Consider the following 19,682-nt stretch of genomic DNA (forward strand, 5'->3'; position numbering starts at 1 on the left):
CGGAGTCACGCTAAAGGCTTTAGTACATCACCTTATGACCATACTGTTCCAGAATCCCTTTTACGCGTTCCATGGTCTCTTTTTTCGGCGGATGGACGCCATCCAGTTTGTATTCTTCGCCCATCGCCACCCATTTATGTTTACCCAGTTCATGATACGGCAGCAGTTCGATTTTCTCGACGTTGCCCATATCGCGGGTAAATTCGCCCAGACGGTGCGCGGAATCGTCATCGTCTGACCAGCCCGGAACCACCACGTAGCGGATCCAGACGTTGATCTCTTTTTTCGACAGATACTGTGCAAATTCCAGCGTGCGATGGTTGGAGACGCCAACCAGATTCTGGTGAATTTCATCGTTCATCTGTTTGAGATCGAGCATCACCAGATCGGTGACTTCCAGCAGTTCATCGATGACCGGATCGTAGCGACGCACAAAACCATTGGTATCGAGGCAGGTGTGGATGCCTTCTTTCTTACAGGCGCGGAACCAGTCACGCACGAACTCTGCCTGAAGAATGGCTTCGCCGCCGGATGCGGTCACACCGCCGCCGGACGCGTTCATAAAGTGGCGATAGGTCACCACCTCTTTCATCAGTTCTTCAACAGTCACCTCTTTACCGCCGTGTGTATCCCACGTATCACGGTTATGGCAATAGAGGCAGCGCATCAGGCAGCCCTGGAAAAAAGTGATAAAACGGATACCTGGGCCATCAACGGTGCCACAGGATTCAAAGGAGTGAATGCGACCAGTTACAGACATTGCAGTGTTATCTCCAGTTTTTCCCCGCGTCCGGCAGGGGCGACGATCATGACTTCAGGCCGTCTTGAGTTTATTTTGCACGTTAATTTCATTATAGAGATTAACCCGCAAAATAGGCTCGGAGAGAGTAGGGCACTTATAAGAAAGGCCCCACTTACGCGGAGCCTTTATTGTACGCTTTTTAAATCGCGATTTCAGTCAAATCCATTACATGGACTGAGTGAAGGTACGAGTAATAACGTCCTGCTGCTGTTCTTTAGTCAGGGAGTTAAAACGTACTGCGTAGCCAGATACGCGGATGGTCAGCTGCGGATATTTTTCCGGGTTTTCCATCGCGTCGAGCAGCATTTCGCGGTTCATAACGTTAACGTTCAGATGCTGACCACCTTCGATAGACGCTTCGTGGTGGAAGTAACCATCCATCAGGCCTGCCAGGTTGGTTTTACGAACGTCGTCGTCTTTACCCAGTGCGTTCGGAACGATAGAGAAGGTGTAAGAGATACCATCTTTAGCGTAAGCAAACGGCAGTTTTGCAACGGAGGTCAGAGAGGCAACAGCACCTTTCTGGTCACGGCCGTGCATTGGGTTAGCACCTGGTCCGAACGGAGCGCCTGCGCGACGACCGTCTGGGGTGTTACCGGTTTTCTTACCATACACAACGTTAGAAGTGATGGTCAGAACAGACTGAGTCGGGATAGCGTTACGATAAGTAGTCAGTTTCTGAATTTTCTTCATGAAACGTTCTACCAGGTCAACAGCCATGTCATCGACGCGAGCATCGTTGTTACCAAACTGCGGGTATTCGCCTTCGATTTCGAAGTCGATAGCCAGACCGTCTTCGTCACGAATCGGTTTAACTTTCGCATATTTGATTGCAGACAGGGAGTCAGCCGCTACGGACAGACCCGCGATACCGCAAGCCATGGTACGGATAACGTCACGGTCGTGCAGCGCCATCAGAGAAGCTTCGTAGCTGTATTTGTCATGCATGTAGTGGATGACATTCAGTGCGGTGACGTACTGTTTAGCCAGCCAATCCATGAAGTGATCCATACGGTCGATAACTTCGTCGTATTTCAGCACATCGCCTTTGATCGGTTCAGATTTCGGACCAACCTGCATTTTCAGTTTTTCATCAACGCCGCCGTTGATTGCGTACAGCATGGTTTTCGCCAGGTTAGCACGCGCACCGAAGAACTGCATTTGTTTACCAACGATCATCGGGCTTACGCAGCAAGCGATAGCGTAGTCATCGTTGTTGAAGTCTGGACGCATCAGATCATCGTTCTCATACTGCAGAGAAGAGGTATCGATGGACACTTTCGCAGCGTATTTTTTGAACGCCAGCGGCAGTTTTTCAGACCACAGGATAGTGATGTTCGGTTCCGGAGACGGGCCCATGGTGTACAGGGTGTTCAGGAAACGGAAGCTGTTTTTGGTAACCAGAGTACGGCCATCAACGCCCATACCACCGACGGATTCAGTTGCCCAAATCGGGTCACCGGAGAACAGTTCATCATATTCAGGAGTACGCAGGAAGCGAACCATACGCAGTTTCATGACCAGGTGGTCAATCATTTCCTGAGCTTCTTGTTCAGTGATTTTGCCTGCTTTCAGGTCACGTTCGATGTAGATATCCAGGAAGCTGGAAGTACGACCGAAGGACATTGCAGCGCCGTTCTGAGATTTAACCGCAGCCAGGTAGCCGAAGTAAGTCCACTGGATAGCTTCCTGAGCGTTAGTAGCCGGACCAGAGATGTCGTAGCCGTATTTAGCAGCCATCTCTTTGATCTGACCCAGCGCACGGTGCTGTTCAGAGATTTCTTCACGCAGACGAATAGTCGCTTCCAGGTTCACACCGTTTTCCAGGTCAGACTGGAGAGAAGTGAACTGAGCGAATTTGTCTTTCATCAGGAAGTCGATACCGTAAACGGCGATACGACGGTAGTCACCGATGATACGACCACGACCGTAGGCATCCGGCAGACCAGTCAGGACGCCAGATTTACGGCAACGCAGGATGTCCGGAGTATAAACGTCGAACACGCCCTGGTTGTGAGTTTTACGGTACTCGGTAAAGATTTTTTTGATCATCGGGTCCAGTTCGCGATCGTACGCTTTGCAGGAACCTTCGATCATTTTGATGCCGCCAAACGGAATCAGCGCGCGTTTCAGCGGAGCTTCAGTCTGCAGACCAACGATTTTTTCCAGCGACTTGTTGATGTAGCCCGCGTCGTGGGAGGTGATGGTAGAAGCAACAGCGGTGTCGAAGTCAACAGGCGCGTGAGTGCGGTTTTCCTGTTTAACACCTTCCATTACTTTGTCCCACAGCTCGGTAGTTGCTTTAGTAGCACCTGCCAGGAAGGACTCGTCACCCTCGTATGGAGTGTAGTTTTTCTGGATGAAGTCACGTAAGTTGACTTCATTCTGCCAGTCACCTTTAGTAAAACCTTCCCAGGCTGTGGCTAACTTTTCATTAAGCTCGGACATGTAACACCTACCTTCTTATGTGGATTTTTTATTTACTGCCTGACACAACGCTCACTTTAGTGATGGTCGCCTTCACGCAGGTAAATGACCCAGTATGTCAGCCCAACTAACAGGCCTCCGCCAATGATATTCCCGATAGTCACCGGAATGAGGTTATCAGTGATGAAGTTCATGATAGTCAGGTGAGAAAAACTATCCGGGGTTGAACCAACTGCGGTCCAGAACTCCGGGCTTGCAAAGTTGCGAATCACAATCCCCATTGGGATCATAAACATGTTTGCAATACTGTGCTCAAAGCCGCTGGCGACGAACATGGCAACCGGAAGAACCATAATCATGGCTTTATCTGTCAGGCTGCGGCCAGAGTAGCTCATCCAGACGGCCAGGCAAACCATCAGGTTAGCCAGGATGCCGAGTGCTACGGCTTCGATAAATGTGTGGTGCAGTTTGTGGTCAGCGGTTTGCAGGACGTTCAGGCCCCAGCCACCGTTGGCGGTCATATACTCGCCGGAAAGCCACATCAGCAGAACAAAGAGCAGACATCCTACCAGGTTACCAACATAGACGTTCAACCAGTTTTTCGCCAGTTGACCCCATGTGATGCGACCGCTGGCTTTCGCCACTACGATCAGTACCGTGGAGGTGAAGAGGTCGGCCCCGCAAATGACGCAGAGAATCAAGCCCAGTGAGAAGCAGATACCCCCAATCAGTTTCGCGACGCCAAAAGGCATGCCCGCGGTTCCTGTGGTGGCAGTAATGTAGAAAACAAAAGCAATCGAGATGAACACGCCCGCAGTAATCGCCAGATAAAAGGTTTTCAGCGGATGCTTCGTTGCTTTATAGACACCTGCTTCTTCGGCAACTTTGGCCATCGCGGCAGGAACAAGTAGATCAAAAGGGTTGTCAGCTTTCACACTAACTCTCTCTTTATTAAGTCGGCGACGAGATACTAACAAAGCATTATAGATGAGAATTTGATGTAGATCATATCTCGCCTGGCTTATAGGCCCGCAAATCGAATGGTTTTTCATCGAAAGCGGCATAACTTTTTGATTATCAAAATAAAAATAAATTTTAAAGTTTGCAATATCAGTTGATTTATTTCGTCCCCCTCCCGTTTTGCCAGTTAATTAAAATGGAGTAATGATCATTTAAATTAACATTATTGGTAAGCTACCAATAATAGTGTTTACTTGTGCGTAACGTAATTATCACAAATTAATTTACGGCATTTTAGAAATAAAAAAAGGGCCGTTAAACGGCCCCACAATATAGCGTAGAGTAATCTTTAAACCTACTTATTCTCCGGTCTTTTTAGCCCTGCTTTGACCAAAACGCAGCTTTTGCACACTGCAATTTTTCGTAGGCCGCCAGGAGCGACTGGTGCGCCGGGAAGGCCACCAGATCGTTGTCAACGGCCTGCAAACCATAGAACGGCGCTTCTCCGCTCAGCGCAGCGCTGGCGGCTTCAACGGCTTCAGCACCGTACATACGAATAAACGCGTTCAGGTATTGCAGCGGCTGACGTTCTTCTTCCTGAGACAGCAGTAATAAGGTTTGCAGGCAGCGATAATAATTCGCCCGCTCAGCGCTAAAGATGGATGCGTTGAATTCCATTGTCCATTCGGTCCAGATCAGCGCCTGATCCAGATCGCCACCGGCCAGTGCAAGCATCGCTTTCAATTCACCGACACGCAGCGTATACCAACCATTGTCTTTGCCCGTTGCCAGGCCAAGCAGTTCACGCACGCGGGTGAAGTCGTCCAGACCTTCTTCATCAAGCTGCTCTATCAGATTCAGGTACTCTTCTTTTTCCCACTGACTATTTGGCAGGGTCAGAATCGTTTCACGCAGGTGGCTACCCATATTATTGTTTGCCAGCCACAGATCTTCCGCAGGATAGATATCCGACATTCCCGGCACCAGAATACGGCAGGCGTACACGCCTAAATGCTCGTAATCCGCGATATACACTTCTTTATCTTCCGCGTTGAAGATCGCCATAAGGGTAGCGAACTCTTCTTCAGTGGTGCCGGAGAAGTTCCAGTCCACAAACGGATAGTCGGCATCCTGCTTAAAGAGATCCCAGGAGATCAAACCGCTGGAATCGATAAAGTGAGTTTCCAGGTTGGCATGCTCGGCGACTTCTTCATCATCAAAGGTTGGCGGCGTGAACACGTCCAGATCTTTCAGACCACGGCCCTGAAGCAGTTCCGTAACGGTACGTTCCAGCGCGACGCCAAAGTCCGGGTGTGCGCCGAAGGAGGCAAAGCAGGTGCCGTTTGCCGGGTTGAACAGCACGACGCAGATAACCGGGTATTTGCCCCCTAAAGAGCCGTCGTAAGCGAAGATAGGGAACCCTTCCGCTTCCAGTTTTTCAATAGATGCTACGACACCAGGATAGCGCGCCATCACCTCTTTCGGGATTTCCGGCAAGCTGATGCTCTCGGCGATAATGCGGTTTTTAATGTGACGCTCAAAGACTTCCGACAAGCCCTGCACGCGCGCTTCGTTAGCGGTGTTGCCCGCAGACATACCGTTAGAAACGTACAGGTTGCCGACGATATTCATCGGGATATAAATGGTTTCACCGTCAGACTGGCGAGTAAACGGCAGGCCGCAAACACCGCGATCGGTATTGCCCGATTGCAGATCGACCATCAGGCTGCCAGTCAGTTGATCGTCAGGATCGTAGAACGCACGCAGTCGCGCATCAAGCAGGCCTTCCGGCAGTTCGTCATCTTCCGGAATAGGGAACCATTTTTCATTCGGATAATGCACAAATGGACCGTTAGCGATTTTCTCGCCCAGCCAGAAATCGGCGAAGAAGTAGTTGGTTGACAAGCGCTCGAAATATTCCCCTAACGCAGACGCCAGCGCGGCTTTTTTGGTTGCGCCTTTCCCGTTGGTAAAGCACAGCGAGCACGCCTTGTCGCGGATATGTACTGACCAAACATTTGGCACCGGATTCAGCCAGGAGGCCTCTTCGATGTCAAAGCCCAGGTCGAGCAGTTTTTTCTGGAAGCGAGCGATGGAATCTTCCAGTGCGGCATCTTTGCCGGGGATATAGGTTTGCGTCATGACGGTCTCATTTTTATCGTACGGAAAGCGCGCAATGATACGGGGTTTGGATGAATGACGCCATATTCATTGAATCGGAGGTTTAATAAGGGGCCATTGAGACTTTAGAAGGTGGGCGGAGAAGCGAAGTAGTGTAGGTAGCGGCGGAACCCTTTTTTTGTGGTCCCTCGTAAGCTATTGATTTTTAGTCAGGGATTATGGGGTGAGAAAAATAGGGTGCAATGGGCGGTATTAGTGTTTTTATCCAGCAAAACAGTTGGATAGAATGGAAAGGGTTGAGTTCACTGCCGGACAGGCAGCTTAGAAAGAGTGCAGCGCCGTTGCGTGCGTCGTCACGTTAGTTCACTGCCGGACAGGCAGCTTAGAAAGTCTGTCGCTGGAGTAGCGATTATGCCGAAAAGTTCACTGCCGGACAGGCAGCTTAGAAAGCGATCTGCCCCTGCGTATGTTTTATCAGGATGTTCACTGCCGGACAGGCAGCTTAGAAAGTGTCGGGTGTTTGAATATTACGTCCGGGAGCGTTCACTGCCGGACAGGCAGCTTAGAAACGACAGAAAAAAACCATTCCGCAGAATGCCAAGGTTCACTGCCGGACAGGCAGCTTAGAAACAGTCCTGGTCTTCCTGCACTGTATTGACATCGCTCACTTCTGCCAAAACAACTGACAACCCCCATCCCCACAGTATCTCCCCGCCTGGTCTATCCTTATCGCAACTCCCCATTCAGGTAATAAAATGAAATCGTTCGATCTACACCGTATGGCGCTGGATAAAGTCCCGCTGGACTTCCTTGGCGAAGTGGCGCTGCGTTCGCTCTACACCTTTATATTGGTTTTTCTGTTCCTGAAAATCACCGGTCGGCGCGGCGTGCGGCAGATGTCGCTGTTTGAAGTGCTCATCATCCTGACGCTGGGCTCCGCCGCTGGCGATGTGGCATTTTATGACGATGTGCCGATGCTGCCAGTGCTGGTGGTGTTTATCACGCTGGCTGCCCTTTATCGGCTGGTGATGTGGCTGATGTCGCGTAGCGAAAAACTGGAAGATTTGCTGGAGGGGAAACCGGTCATTATCGTGGAAGAGGGCGAGCTGGCGTGGGAACGTTTGCAATCTGAGAACATGACCGAGTTTGAGTTTTTTATGGAACTGCGGCTGGGCGGCGTTGAGCATCTCGGGCAGGTACGGTTAGCCATAATGGAAACCAATGGGCAGATTAGCCTCTACTACTATCCTGATGATGACGTAAAAGCCGGTTTGGTGATTCTCCCGGCGAGCTGCACGTCGCGCTTTACGACGATTCCCGAGGCAGCGGATTACGCCTGTGTCCGTTGCAGCGCAATTTTTCACTTTAATGCCGGGGAGCATCAATTATGTCCCCGCTGCGCAAATCCAGAATGGTCGAAGGCCAGCACCGCAAAACGCATCACCTGATAGCGGATTTCTCCATTTTCACTCGTCAATGCGGAAGATTCTGTTGTGTGACGTATGACGCATTTTATGACCACTCCGTATTACCCATTGCGGCGCGTGTCACTGAATGATAAAACCGATATCCACAGGAATAACTTATATCCGGGTGAAAACACCCGGGTAGACAACATTGCAACGTGGTGAGGGGAAATGGCTCAGGTCTTTAATTTCAGTTCGGGTCCGGCAATGCTACCGGCAGATGTCCTTAAACAGGCGCAAAACGAATTACGCGACTGGAACGGATTGGGTACATCAGTAATGGAAGTCAGCCACCGTGGGAAAGAGTTTATCCACGTGGCGGAAGAAGCAGAAAAGGATTTTCGTGACCTGCTCAACATCCCTTCCAACTATAAAGTGTTGTTTTGCCACGGCGGCGGTCGCGGCCAGTTCGCTGGCGTGCCGCTGAACATTCTGGGTGATAAAACCACCGCAGACTATGTTGACGCGGGTTACTGGGCAGCCAGCGCAGTAAAAGAAGCGAAGAAATACTGCACGCCGAACGTGATTGACGCCAAAATCACCGTTGACGGCAAGCGTGCCGTGAAGCCGATGAGCGAATGGCAGCTTTCTGACAATGCTGCGTATCTGCACTATTGCCCGAATGAAACCATTGATGGCATCGCTATCGATGAAACCCCGAATTTCGGTAAAGACGTGGTCGTTGCCGCTGACTTCTCCTCTACCATCCTTTCCCGCCCGATTGATGTCAGCCGTTTTGGTGTAATTTATGCGGGTGCACAGAAAAATATCGGTCCGGCAGGCCTGACGCTGGTGATTGTGCGTGAAGATCTGCTCGGCAAAGCCAATACCGCTTGCCCGTCGATTCTGGATTACTCCGTTCTGAACGAGAATGATTCCATGTTCAACACGCCACCGACCTTCGCCTGGTATCTGGCGGGCCTGGTCTTCAAATGGCTGAAAGAGCAGGGCGGCGTGGCGGCGATGGATCGCATCAACCAGCAGAAAGCTGAACTGCTGTATGGCGTCATCGACAACAGTGATTTCTATCGTAACGACGTTGCGGTGTCGAACCGTTCTCGCATGAACATTCCGTTCCAGTTGGCCGATAGCGCACTGGATAAAGTCTTCCTTGAAGAGTCCTTTGCGGCGGGTCTCCATTCGCTGAAAGGTCACCGCGTTGTGGGCGGGATGCGTGCGTCAATCTATAACGCAATGCCGCTGGCAGGCGTTCAGGCACTGACCGATTTCATGCAAGATTTCGAACGTCGCCACGGTTAATTTTTCGTTTTCATCCCCTGCAATAGTCGGCGGGGGTTTTTATTGTCGATTTTGAGAGTTGAGTTTCATGGAATCCCTGACGTTACAACCCATTGCGCGTGTTGATGGCACTATTAACCTGCCTGGTTCAAAGAGTGTCTCTAACCGCGCCTTGCTGCTGGCGGCTTTGGCACGCGGCACCACTGTCCTGACTAACCTGCTGGACAGCGACGATGTTCGCCACATGCTGAATGCACTGAGTGCGCTGGGAATTCAATACACCTTGTCTGCCGATCGCACCCGTTGTGAAGTCACGGGTAATGCAGGTCCGTTGCAGGCCAATGAATCACTGGAATTATTCCTCGGGAATGCCGGGACGGCGATGCGTCCTCTGGCGGCTGCGCTTTGTCTGGGTCACAACGATATCGTGCTGACCGGCGAACCGCGCATGAAAGAGCGTCCGATTGGCCACCTGGTTGACGCGCTGCGTCAGGGCGGGGCGCAAATTACCTATCTTGAGCAGGATAATTATCCACCGCTGCGTTTGCAGGGCGGCTTTAGCGGCGGCAACGTTGAGGTTGACGGTACCGTCTCCAGCCAGTTCCTGACAGCACTGCTGATGACCGCGCCGCTGGCACCGAATGACACCACCATTACTATCAAAGGCGATCTGGTTTCTAAACCGTATATCGACATCACCCTGCATCTGATGAAAACGTTTGGTGTTGAAGTGGAAAATCAACATTATCAGCGCTTTGTCGTGCGCGGCGGTCAGCAGTATCAGTCTCCGGGCCAGTATCTGGTGGAAGGTGATGCCTCGTCAGCGTCCTATTTCCTGGCAGCGGGCGCTATCCGCGGCGGAACCGTGAAGGTGACCGGGATTGGGCGTAACAGCGTGCAGGGCGATATCCGCTTTGCCGATGTGCTGGAAAAAATGGGGGCGACAGTTACCTGGGGCGATGACTACATTGCCTGTACCCGTGGTGAACTGAATGCCATTGATATGGACATGAACCATATTCCTGATGCGGCGATGACGATTGCCACCGCAGCGCTGTTTGCTAAAGGTACCACCACACTGCGTAACATCTATAACTGGCGCGTCAAAGAGACTGACCGTCTGTTTGCCATGGCGACAGAGCTGCGCAAAGTCGGCGCGGAAGTGGAAGAGGGTGAAGATTACATTCGCGTTACGCCGCCGACAAAATTGCAGTTTGCTGAAATTGGCACCTACAACGATCACCGCATGGCGATGTGCTTCTCGCTGGTGGCGTTGTCTGACACGCCAGTGACTATCCTTGATCCGAAATGTACGGCGAAGACTTTCCCGGACTATTTCGAACAGCTGGCGCGTATTAGTACGCTGGCTTAATAAACATCCTAATTTAAAAACGCCGACCTTGTGTCGGCGTTTTTTTTCGGACTTTCTGCGACTTCTTCATAGTGATAATCTTGATTGCTTTTGTAACATATTGATATTTAGATAAATTATACATAATCAATGGATGATTCACATGAAGAATACTAAACTTCTGCTGGCGCTGGCTGTCTCCGCTACGCTGCTCAGTGGATGTCAAAATACTCACGGTATCGACACCAACATGGCTATCAGTTCAGGTATGTCAGCTTATAAAGCGGCAACGTTGACTGATGCTGATGCCAAAGCCATGGCTAATCAGGGCTGTAAAGAGCTCGACAGCCAGAATCAGATGGCTGGCGCATCCAGCAAATACAGCAAACGCCTGGCGAAAATCGCCAAAGCGCTGGGTAATAACATCAACGGTACACCGGTCAACTATAAGGTTTACATGACCAGCGATGTGAACGCATGGGCGATGGCTAACGGCTGTGTGCGCGTGTACAGCGGCCTGATGGACATGATGAACGACAACGAAATCGAAGGCGTTCTCGGTCATGAACTGGGTCACGTCGCGCTCGGTCACTCTCTGGCTGAAATGAAAGCGTCTTATGCGGTGGTTGCCGCGCGTGATGCCATCTCTGCAACCAGCGGCGTGGCAGCTCAGCTCTCTCGCTCTCAGCTTGGCGATATCGCAGAAGGCGCCATCAATGCGAAATACTCGCGTGATAAAGAGTCTGAAGCCGATGACTTCTCTTACGATCTGCTGAAAAAACGCGGTATCAGCACCCAGGGCCTGGTCGGCAGTTTCGACAAACTGGCAAGCCTGGACTCCGGGCACACCAAATCAATGTTTGATTCGCACCCGCCTTCAACCGAACGTGCGCAGCATATCCGCGAACGTATCGCCTCTGACAAAAAGTAAAACATTGTCATCTTTTGGGCTGGCCCTGTGCCAGCCCGCTATAATTAGTGTTCACAATTCCTACCATTTTTGGCGTTAATTCCGTAATTCGCAGACAAAGGTAACTGTCAGGCGTAGACATGCGTATAATGCGCGCGTTTAGGTTCTATACGCCTTGTGTTGAAGGAGATAAAGATGACGGCAGTTGCCCCGGTAATCACAATTGATGGACCAAGCGGTGCGGGTAAAGGCACCCTGTGTAAAGCGATGGCTGAGGCTTTACAGTGGCATTTATTGGACTCGGGAGCCATCTATCGTGTTCTGGCGCTGGCCGCGTTACATCACCACGTCGACGTGACGTCGGAAGATGCGCTGGTTCCGCTGGCCGCTCACCTGGATGTGCGTTTTGTCTCTACGGAAGGCAACCTGGAAGTGATTCTGGAAGGGGAAGACGTGAGCGGTGAAATCCGCACCCAGGAAGTGGCGAATGCCGCTTCACAAGTGGCGGCTTTTCCTCGCGTTCGCGAAGCCCTTCTGCGCCGTCAGCGCGCGTTTCGTGAAGCGCCGGGCTTAATCGCCGATGGCCGTGATATGGGTACGGTGGTATTCCCTGATGCGCCAGTAAAAATTTTCCTCGACGCCTCATCGGAAGAGCGTGCGAATCGCCGCATGCTACAGTTGCAGGAAAAGGGCTTTAGTGTTAACTTTGAACGCCTTTTGGCCGAGATACAGGAACGAGACGACCGCGATCGCAACCGCGCCGTGGCGCCGCTGGTTCCGGCTGCTGATGCTTTAGTGTTGGATTCCACCACCTTAAGCATTGAGCAAGTGATTGAAAAAGCGCTACAATACGCGCGCCAAAAGTTGGCTATCGCCTAATACGCGACCGAATTTGCAGTACCCCCGTTGCAATGGAGTGACAGCGGGTATGTTAAACAACCCCATCCGACATGGAGTCAGGTGGACGTTAAATATGAAACCTGAAGATTAAACATGACTGAATCTTTTGCTCAACTCTTTGAAGAATCCTTAAAAGAAATCGAAACCCGCCCGGGTTCCATCGTTCGTGGCGTTGTTGTCTCTATCGACAAAGACGTCGTTCTGGTTGATGCGGGCCTGAAATCTGAGTCTGCAATTCCGGCAGAACAGTTCAAAAACGCAGCTGGCGAACTGGAAATCCAGGTTGGTGACGAAGTTGACGTTGCTCTGGATGCAGTAGAAGACGGCTTCGGTGAAACCCTGCTGTCCCGTGAGAAAGCTAAGCGTCACGAAGCCTGGATCACGCTGGAAAAAGCATACGAAGAAGCTGAAACTGTTACCGGTGTTATCAACGGCAAAGTTAAAGGTGGCTTCACTGTTGAGCTGAACGGTATTCGTGCGTTCCTGCCGGGTTCCCTGGTAGACGTTCGTCCGGTTCGCGATACTCTGCACCTGGAAGGCAAAGAGCTTGAGTTCAAAGTAATCAAGCTTGATCAGAAACGTAACAACGTCGTTGTTTCCCGTCGTGCCGTTATCGAATCCGAAAACAGCGCAGAACGCGATCAGCTGCTGGAAAACCTGCAGGAAGGCATGGAAGTTAAAGGTATCGTTAAGAACCTCACTGACTACGGTGCATTCGTTGATCTGGGTGGCGTTGACGGCCTGCTGCACATCACTGACATGGCATGGAAACGCGTTAAGCATCCGAGCGAAATCGTAAACGTTGGCGACGAAATCACTGTTAAAGTGCTGAAATTCGACCGCGAACGTACTCGTGTATCTCTGGGCCTGAAACAGCTGGGCGAAGATCCGTGGGTAGCTATCGCTAAACGTTATCCGGAAGGTACTAAACTGACCGGTCGCGTAACCAACCTGACCGACTACGGCTGCTTCGTTGAAATCGAAGAAGGCGTTGAAGGCCTGGTTCACGTTTCCGAAATGGATTGGACCAACAAAAACATCCACCCGTCCAAAGTTGTTAACGTTGGCGACGTAGTGGAAGTTATGGTTCTGGATATCGACGAAGAACGTCGTCGTATCTCCCTGGGCCTGAAACAGTGCAAAAACAACCCATGGCAGCAGTTCGCGGAAACCCACAACAAGGGTGACCGTGTTGAAGGTAAAATCAAGTCTATCACTGACTTCGGTATCTTCATCGGCCTGGACGGCGGCATCGATGGCCTGGTTCACCTGTCTGACATCTCCTGGAACGTTGCAGGCGAAGAAGCAGTACGTGAATACAAAAAAGGCGACGAAATCGCTGCAGTTGTACTGCAGGTTGACGCAGAACGTGAGCGTATCTCCCTGGGCGTTAAACAGCTCGCAGAAGATCCGTTCAACAACTGGGTTGCTCTGAATAAGAAAGGCGCTATCGTAAACGGTAAAGTGACTGCAGTTGACGCTAAAGGCGCAACCGTAGAACTGGCTGACGGCGTTGAAGGTTACCTGCGTGCTTCTGAAGCATCCCGTGACCGCGTTGAAGATGCAACTCTGGTTCTGAGCGTTGGCGACGACGTTGAAGCTAAATTCACCGGTGTTGACCGCAAAAACCGTGCAATCAGCCTGTCTGTACGTGCTAAAGACGAAGCTGACGAGAAAGATGCAATCGCGACTGTTAACAACAAACAGGAAGACGGCAACTTCTCCAACGCAATGGCTGAAGCATTCAAAGCAGCTAAAGGCGAGTAATTCTCTTACTCTTCGGTCTGATTATCAGCCGAAGAATCATGAGATTACTTGACAGATTACGGTTTTCGTTCTGTAATCAAGCACAAAGGGCGGCTACGGCCGCCCTTGTTTAAGCTGTTAGCTAATTTTCCTTGAAAGGAAACCGGAGGAATTATGACCAAGTCAGAATTGATTGAAAGACTTGCCAGCCAGCAATCTCACATCCCTGCAAAAGCAGTGGAAGATGCGGTAAAAGAGATGCTGGAGCATATGGCCTCAACCCTCGCACAGGGTGAGCGCATTGAAATCCGCGGTTTCGGCAGCTTCTCCCTGCACTATCGAGCACCACGTACCGGGCGTAACCCGAAGACTGGCGATAAAGTGGAACTTGAAGGCAAATATGTGCCGCACTTTAAGCCGGGTAAAGAACTGCGCGATCGCGCCAATATTTACGATTGAGTTTGTGCCGTGCGTTAACGGTTTAACTTGATTGCGAAAAAAGCACCTGCGGGTGCTTTTTTCATTTCTTGCGTTCCCGCATCACCGTCACTCCCCCACGCTTTCTGAATCCCCCTCGCAAAATCTTTTGCCGTTTGCTGCAAACTCAACATTGTCTGGAAGACGCCTCGACGCATCCGATTTTGCCCCACGACAAGGCATGACGCCCGCGCGACACTCGGCACAACAAGGAGGTGTTGATGCGTGTACCACAGTTTGCCTGCTGCGTGATTCTGGGGATGCTCCCTTTGATTTGGCTGCCTGTGCTTCCGCCGTTACCGATCATTAAAGCGGCCATTGTAGTGCTTAGCCTGGTAGCGTTTATTCGCCCAAAACGAGGTGTGCGGATTCTGTGTCTACTGGGATTATTTTTTTGCTGGGGCGTGCTGGCCGCCTGGCAGGTGCAACTGTCTGCGCTGCGTATTCCTGGAAAAAATCAGACCGTCGAGATAGTGCTTAGCCAGACTGACGGACAAACTACGCATCAGGGTAACATTACCCGTTTCAACGGGCAGCGGCTTTTCCCGACGCCGCTCATCACGTTGTATGGCAACTACTTGCCACAGCCACCGTGCGCAGGTCAACGCTGGGCAATGACGATTCGCGCACGCGCGGTGCATGGTCAGCTTAATGATGGTGTATTTGATTCTCAACGCTACGCGCTGGCGCAGCATCAGCCTCTGACCGGACGATTTATCGATGCCACGCCGCTTGATCTCACCTGTACTCTGCGCGCGCGGTTACTGGCGTCATTACAGGCCTCTCTTTCCGATTATCAATGGCGCGATGTGCTGCTGGCGTTAGGGCTCGGCGAACGTCTGCGCGTTGACCCGGAAATTAAACGGCTGATGCAACAAACCGGCACTTCGCATTTGATGGCGATTTCCGGGTTACATATCGCGCTTGGCGCATCGCTGGGCTGGATGATTATTCGCGCGTTACAGTTTTTCCTGCCGTGCCGCCTTATTAACTGGCGCCTCCCGCTGATTGGCGCATTAGTCTGCAGTTTCCTTTACGCCTGGCTTACCGGGTTACAGCCCCCGGCAGTACGTACGGTAGTGGCAGGTGGGATTTGGACGCTGCTGCGGCTATCCGGGCGGCGATGGCGTGGCTGGGACGTATGGCTGTGCTGCATTGCGGCTATCGTATTCATTGACCCATTAGCGGTGCTGTCCGACAGCCTGTGGCTCTCTGCCTTCGCGGTAGCCACGCTAATTTTCTGGTATCAGTGGGTGCCACCGCCGCGCTGGAAGGGATGTAGGGCGTGGTGTTTTCTGAAAGAAATGCTCTATCTGCAGTCAGGATTGATGCTATTGCTAATGCCATTGCAGGTGCTGATGTTTCACGGCGTCAGCACCACCTCGCTGGTGGCGAATTTGCTGGCGGTACCGGTGGTGACGTTTGTGATCGTGCCGTTGGTGCTTTTGGGAATGTTACTTCACCTAAGCGGGCCAATGGCACTTGAGACGGTGCTCTGGGTTTGCGCTGACACGGTGATGGAATGGGTATTTGCGTATCTGCGTAGCTTGCCAGATGGATGGCTAAGCGTGGATTCGCGCTGGGCGTGGGCAACGCTCATTCCGTGGATGCTGATCATCGTCTGGCGTCTTCACTGCTGGTGGACGTACCCTGCGCTCTATCTGTCTGGCGTAGCGCTGTTAACCTTCCCCCTGTGGCGCTCGACGCCCAATGACCGTTGGCAGGTCACCATGCTGGATGTGGGGCAGGGGCTTTCCGTCGTTATCTCGCGACATAATAGAGCGATTGTTTATGATACGGGTCTCGCGTGGCCTGGCGGCGATAGCGGAACACAGCTGATTATTCCCTGGCTGCGCTGGCGTAATCTGACCCCGGAGGGGATTATCCTGAGCCATGAGCATCTGGACCATCGAGGCGGTTTTGACAGCCTGCATAACGCCTGGCCGAAAAGCTGGGTACGGAGCCCTTTAGGTTGGAAAGGGCATCAGGGCTGTTTTCGCGGTGACGCCTGGCAATGGCAGGGATTATCTTTTCGGGTGCTCTGGCCGTTATCAGCAAACAGACAAACCGGTAATAATGGTTCCTGTGTTATTCGTATCGATGATGGTAAAAACAGCGTCTTGCTGACTGGCGACATCGAGTTATCGGCAGAAATGGCCATGCAAAGCCATTACTGGGAGCATCTTAGGTCTACAATAATTCAGGTGCCGCACCATGGCAGTAATACCTCGTCAGGCATCGCATTATTACAGCAGGTTAACGGGCAAGCCGCGTTGGCTTCCGAATCCCGCTATAACGCGTGGCGTCTGCCTTCGGCGAAAGTGAAGACGCACTATCAACAGCATAATTATGCATGGTTCGACACCCCGCATCAGGGGCAGATTACGGTCACTTTTTCTGCCAGTAAGTGGAAAGTAGAAGGCTTACGGGATCAACTTTTACCTCGTTGGTATCATCAGTGGTTTGGCGAGGGGCAGGATAACGGGTAGAATATGCGGCTATTTCAACATAAGCTGGTTTTTTGAATGCAGAACGACAAAGATCTCTCCACGTGGCAGACCTTCCGCCGACTCTGGCCGACTATTGCGCCATTTAAAGCAGGGCTGATTGTGGCTGCGGTTGCGTTAATCTTCAACGCAGCCAGCGATACCTTCATGTTATCGCTCCTCAAACCATTACTGGATGATGGTTTTGGTAAAACGGACAGGTCAGTGCTGTTATGGATGCCATTGGTGGTAATCGGTCTGATGGTGCTTAGGGGCATCACCAGTTATGTCTCCAGTTATTGCATCTCCTGGGTTTCCGGCAAGGTTGTTATGACCGTGCGCCGTCGCTTATTCAGTCATATGATGGGGATGCCTGTCTCCTTCTTCGATAAGCAATCCACCGGGACGCTGCTTTCTCGTATTACTTACGATTCTGAGCAGGTGGCATCGTCTTCTTCCAGTGCACTGATTACCGTCGTGCGTGAAGGCGCGTCGATTATCGGCCTGTTCATCATGATGTTCTACTACAGCTGGCAGCTGTCGCTGATCCTCATCGTACTGGCGCCGATTGTGTCGATTGCTATCCGCGTGGTTTCTAAGCGCTTCCGAAACATCAGTAAAAATATGCAAAACACGATGGGGCAGGTGACCACCAGTGCAGAGCAAATGCTGAAAGGGCACAAAGAGGTGCTGATTTTCGGTGGTCAGCAGGTAGAGACCAAACGCTTCGATAAAGTCAGCAACAAGATGCGTATGCAGGGTATGAAAATGGTATCTGCATCTTCCATCTCTGACCCGATCATTCAGTTGATTGCTTCTCTGGCGCTGGCTTTTGTCCTGTATGCCGCAAGCTTCCCGAGTGTTATGGAAACCCTGACCGCCGGTACTATCACCGTGGTCTTTTCATCCATGATTGCCCTGATGCGCCCACTGAAATCGTTGACTAACGTCAACGCGCAGTTCCAGCGCGGGATGGCTGCCTGCCAGACACTGTTTGCTATCCTTGACACTGAGCAGGAAAAAGATGAAGGCACTCGCGTGGTTGAGCGTGCGAAAGGCGATCTTGAGTTCCGTAATGTCACCTTTACCTATCCTGGTCGTGAAGCGCCTGCGCTGCGCGATATCAACCTGTCTATTCCGGAAGGCAAAACGGTAGCACTGGTGGGGCGTTCGGGCTCAGGTAAATCAACCATTGCGAGCCTGATCACCCGTTTCTACGATATCGATAAAGGCGAAATTCTGCTTGATGGGCATGACCTGCGTGAGTACACCCTGGCGTCATTGCGTAATCAGGTTGCGCTGGTGTCACAAAACGTTCACCTGTTCAATGATACCGTTGCCAATAACATTGCTTATGCGCGTACTGAAGAGTTCAGCCGCGAGCAGATCGAAAAAGCCGCAGAAATGGCCTATGCCATGGATTTCATCAACAAGATGGATCAGGGGCTGGATACGGTTATCGGCGAAAACGGCGTTCTGCTCTCTGGCGGTCAGCGTCAGCGTATTGCGATTGCTCGTGCGCTGCTGCGCGACAGCCCAATCCTGATACTTGATGAAGCGACCTCTGCGCTGGATACGGAATCTGAGCGTGCGATTCAGGCAGCTCTTGATGAGTTGCAGAAAAACCGCACCTCGCTGGTGATTGCGCACCGCCTGTCCACTATCGAGCAGGCGGACGAAATTGTGGTCGTGGAAGATGGTCGTATCGTTGAACGCGGTAGCCATGCGGATCTACTGGCCCACCGTGGCGTCTATGCGCAGCTGCACAAAATGCAATTTGGCGAATGATAGCGCGCATCTGGTCGGGCGAATCACCGCTCTGGTTGTTGCTGTTACCGCTCTCCTGGCTATACGGTCTGGTGAGCGGGCTTATCCGACTGAGCTATAAGCTGGGCCTTAAAAAGGCCTGGCGCGCACCGGTACCGGTTGTCGTTGTGGGTAACCTGACGGCGGGCGGTAACGGGAAAACGCCGGTAGTGATTTGGCTGGTCGAACAGCTCCAGCAACAGGGAATTCGCGTGGGTGTGGTGTCCCGTGGTTATGGCGGTAAAGCGGAAACGTATCCGCTGCTGCTGGACCCGGAAACCACCACTGCCCAGGCCGGTGATGAACCGGTGCTTATTTTCCAGCGCACGGGCGCGCCGGTCGCGGTGTCGCCTGTTCGTTCTGATGCGGTCAAAGCGCTGCTTGCTGCGCATCCTGTACAACTCATCATCACCGATGATGGCCTGCAACATTATCGCCTGGTGCGGGATAAAGAAATTGTCGTTATTGATGGTGTGCGCCGTTTTGGCAATGGCTGGTGGCTGCCTGCTGGGCCGATGCGCGAACGTGCATCACGTCTAAAATCCGTCGATGCGATCATAACCAACGGCGGTACGGCGCTGGCGGGAGAAATCCCGATGCGTTTACAACCCGGCCAGGCGGTAAACTTGCTGACCGGCGAACGTCGGGCGCTCACCGAATTACACGATGTGGTGGCGATGGCCGGTATCGGTCATCCTCCTCGTTTCTTTACCACGCTTGAAAATAGCGGCCTGCAACCGGTCAAAACCGTTGCGCTGGCCGATCATCAGGCGCTGACGCTTGCGGATGTCGAGGCGCTAACTGCGCCGGGGCAAACGCTCATTATGACCGAAAAGGATGCGGTGAAATGCCGCGCGTTTGCTAAGTCCAACTGGTGGTTTCTGCCGGTTGATGCCGAACTGAGCGGCGAGCGGGCGCAACGTTTACTTCAGGAACTGGTCGCTCTGGCGCAGCAATAGCCGAAACGGTAAGGTGCGAGGGTGGAATACGG

At 52.0% G+C, this 19,682-nt stretch carries 14 protein-coding genes and 1 CRISPR repeat array; of the genes, 10 read left to right on the plus strand and 4 right to left on the minus strand.

What is annotated here, in order from left to right; all coding sequences use genetic code 11:
* Positions 1 to 19: 19 nt before the first annotated feature.
* The 4 genes from pflA to ycaO all read right to left on the minus strand — a co-directional run bounded on the left by pflA (position 20) and on the right by ycaO (position 6,331).
* Positions 20 to 760: a pyruvate formate lyase 1-activating protein gene (gene pflA, locus F0Q32_RS00575; RefSeq protein ID WP_149461501.1), complete on the minus strand. Its 741-nt coding sequence runs from the start codon at positions 758 to 760 to the stop codon at positions 20 to 22.
* A 207-nt stretch (positions 761 to 967) separates the two neighbouring features.
* The gene (gene pflB / locus F0Q32_RS00580; RefSeq protein WP_149461502.1) at positions 968 to 3,250 is read right to left on the minus strand and encodes a formate C-acetyltransferase; all 2,283 of its coding nucleotides are present in this window, start codon (positions 3,248 to 3,250) and stop codon (positions 968 to 970) included.
* A gap of 56 nt (positions 3,251 to 3,306) precedes the next feature.
* On the minus strand, positions 3,307 to 4,164 hold the full coding sequence (focA, locus tag F0Q32_RS00585) for a formate transporter FocA (RefSeq protein ID WP_149461503.1): 858 nt from the start codon (positions 4,162 to 4,164) through the stop codon (positions 3,307 to 3,309).
* A gap of 400 nt (positions 4,165 to 4,564) precedes the next feature.
* A complete protein-coding gene (ycaO, locus tag F0Q32_RS00590) occupies positions 4,565 to 6,331 on the minus strand; it encodes a 30S ribosomal protein S12 methylthiotransferase accessory factor YcaO (RefSeq protein WP_149461504.1) in 1,767 nt (588 codons plus the stop codon).
* 279 nt (positions 6,332 to 6,610) lie between these two features.
* A CRISPR array of direct repeats spans positions 6,611 to 6,940; the repeat unit is 28 nt; unit sequence GTTCACTGCCGGACAGGCAGCTTAGAAA.
* Positions 6,941 to 7,065: 125 nt separating this feature from the next.
* Between ycaO and F0Q32_RS00595 the strand changes: the two genes are divergently transcribed.
* The 10 genes from F0Q32_RS00595 to lpxK all read left to right on the plus strand — a co-directional run bounded on the left by F0Q32_RS00595 (position 7,066) and on the right by lpxK (position 19,650).
* Positions 7,066 to 7,758: a DUF421 domain-containing protein gene (locus F0Q32_RS00595; protein WP_149461505.1), complete on the plus strand. Its 693-nt coding sequence runs from the start codon at positions 7,066 to 7,068 to the stop codon at positions 7,756 to 7,758.
* Positions 7,759 to 7,947: 189 nt separating this feature from the next.
* Positions 7,948 to 9,036 carry a 3-phosphoserine/phosphohydroxythreonine transaminase gene (gene serC, locus F0Q32_RS00600; protein WP_149461506.1) on the plus strand — a complete coding sequence of 363 codons (1,089 nt, stop codon included), beginning with the start codon at positions 7,948 to 7,950 and terminating at the stop codon, positions 9,034 to 9,036.
* Between the two features lie 67 nt (positions 9,037 to 9,103).
* A complete protein-coding gene (gene aroA, locus F0Q32_RS00605) occupies positions 9,104 to 10,387 on the plus strand; it encodes a 3-phosphoshikimate 1-carboxyvinyltransferase (protein WP_149461507.1) in 1,284 nt (427 codons plus the stop codon).
* A gap of 142 nt (positions 10,388 to 10,529) precedes the next feature.
* Positions 10,530 to 11,297, plus strand: a complete 768-nt coding sequence (locus tag F0Q32_RS00610; protein ID WP_149461508.1) for a M48 family metallopeptidase — start codon at positions 10,530 to 10,532, stop codon at positions 11,295 to 11,297.
* A gap of 174 nt (positions 11,298 to 11,471) precedes the next feature.
* Positions 11,472 to 12,155, plus strand: a complete 684-nt coding sequence (gene cmk, locus F0Q32_RS00615) for a (d)CMP kinase (RefSeq protein WP_149461509.1) — start codon at positions 11,472 to 11,474, stop codon at positions 12,153 to 12,155.
* Between the two features lie 114 nt (positions 12,156 to 12,269).
* A complete protein-coding gene (gene rpsA, locus F0Q32_RS00620) occupies positions 12,270 to 13,943 on the plus strand; it encodes a 30S ribosomal protein S1 (protein WP_015965095.1) in 1,674 nt (557 codons plus the stop codon).
* A gap of 153 nt (positions 13,944 to 14,096) precedes the next feature.
* Entirely contained in the window at positions 14,097 to 14,381 is a 285-nt protein-coding gene (gene ihfB, locus F0Q32_RS00625; protein WP_015965094.1) for an integration host factor subunit beta, read from the plus strand.
* 239 nt (positions 14,382 to 14,620) lie between these two features.
* Entirely contained in the window at positions 14,621 to 16,888 is a 2,268-nt protein-coding gene (locus F0Q32_RS00630) for a ComEC family protein (protein ID WP_149461510.1), read from the plus strand.
* A gap of 36 nt (positions 16,889 to 16,924) precedes the next feature.
* Positions 16,925 to 18,673 carry a lipid A ABC transporter ATP-binding protein/permease MsbA gene (msbA, locus tag F0Q32_RS00635; RefSeq protein WP_149461511.1) on the plus strand — a complete coding sequence of 583 codons (1,749 nt, stop codon included), beginning with the start codon at positions 16,925 to 16,927 and terminating at the stop codon, positions 18,671 to 18,673.
* Complete coding sequence (gene lpxK, locus F0Q32_RS00640; RefSeq protein WP_149461512.1) at positions 18,670 to 19,650, plus strand: tetraacyldisaccharide 4'-kinase; 981 nt, start codon at positions 18,670 to 18,672, stop codon at positions 19,648 to 19,650. Before msbA ends, lpxK begins: the two co-directional genes overlap by 4 nt.
* Positions 19,651 to 19,682 lie beyond the last annotated feature (32 nt).

It is taken from the genome of Pseudocitrobacter sp. 73 (assembly GCF_008369545.1).
GTDB lineage: Bacteria > Pseudomonadota > Gammaproteobacteria > Enterobacterales > Enterobacteriaceae > Pseudocitrobacter > Pseudocitrobacter vendiensis.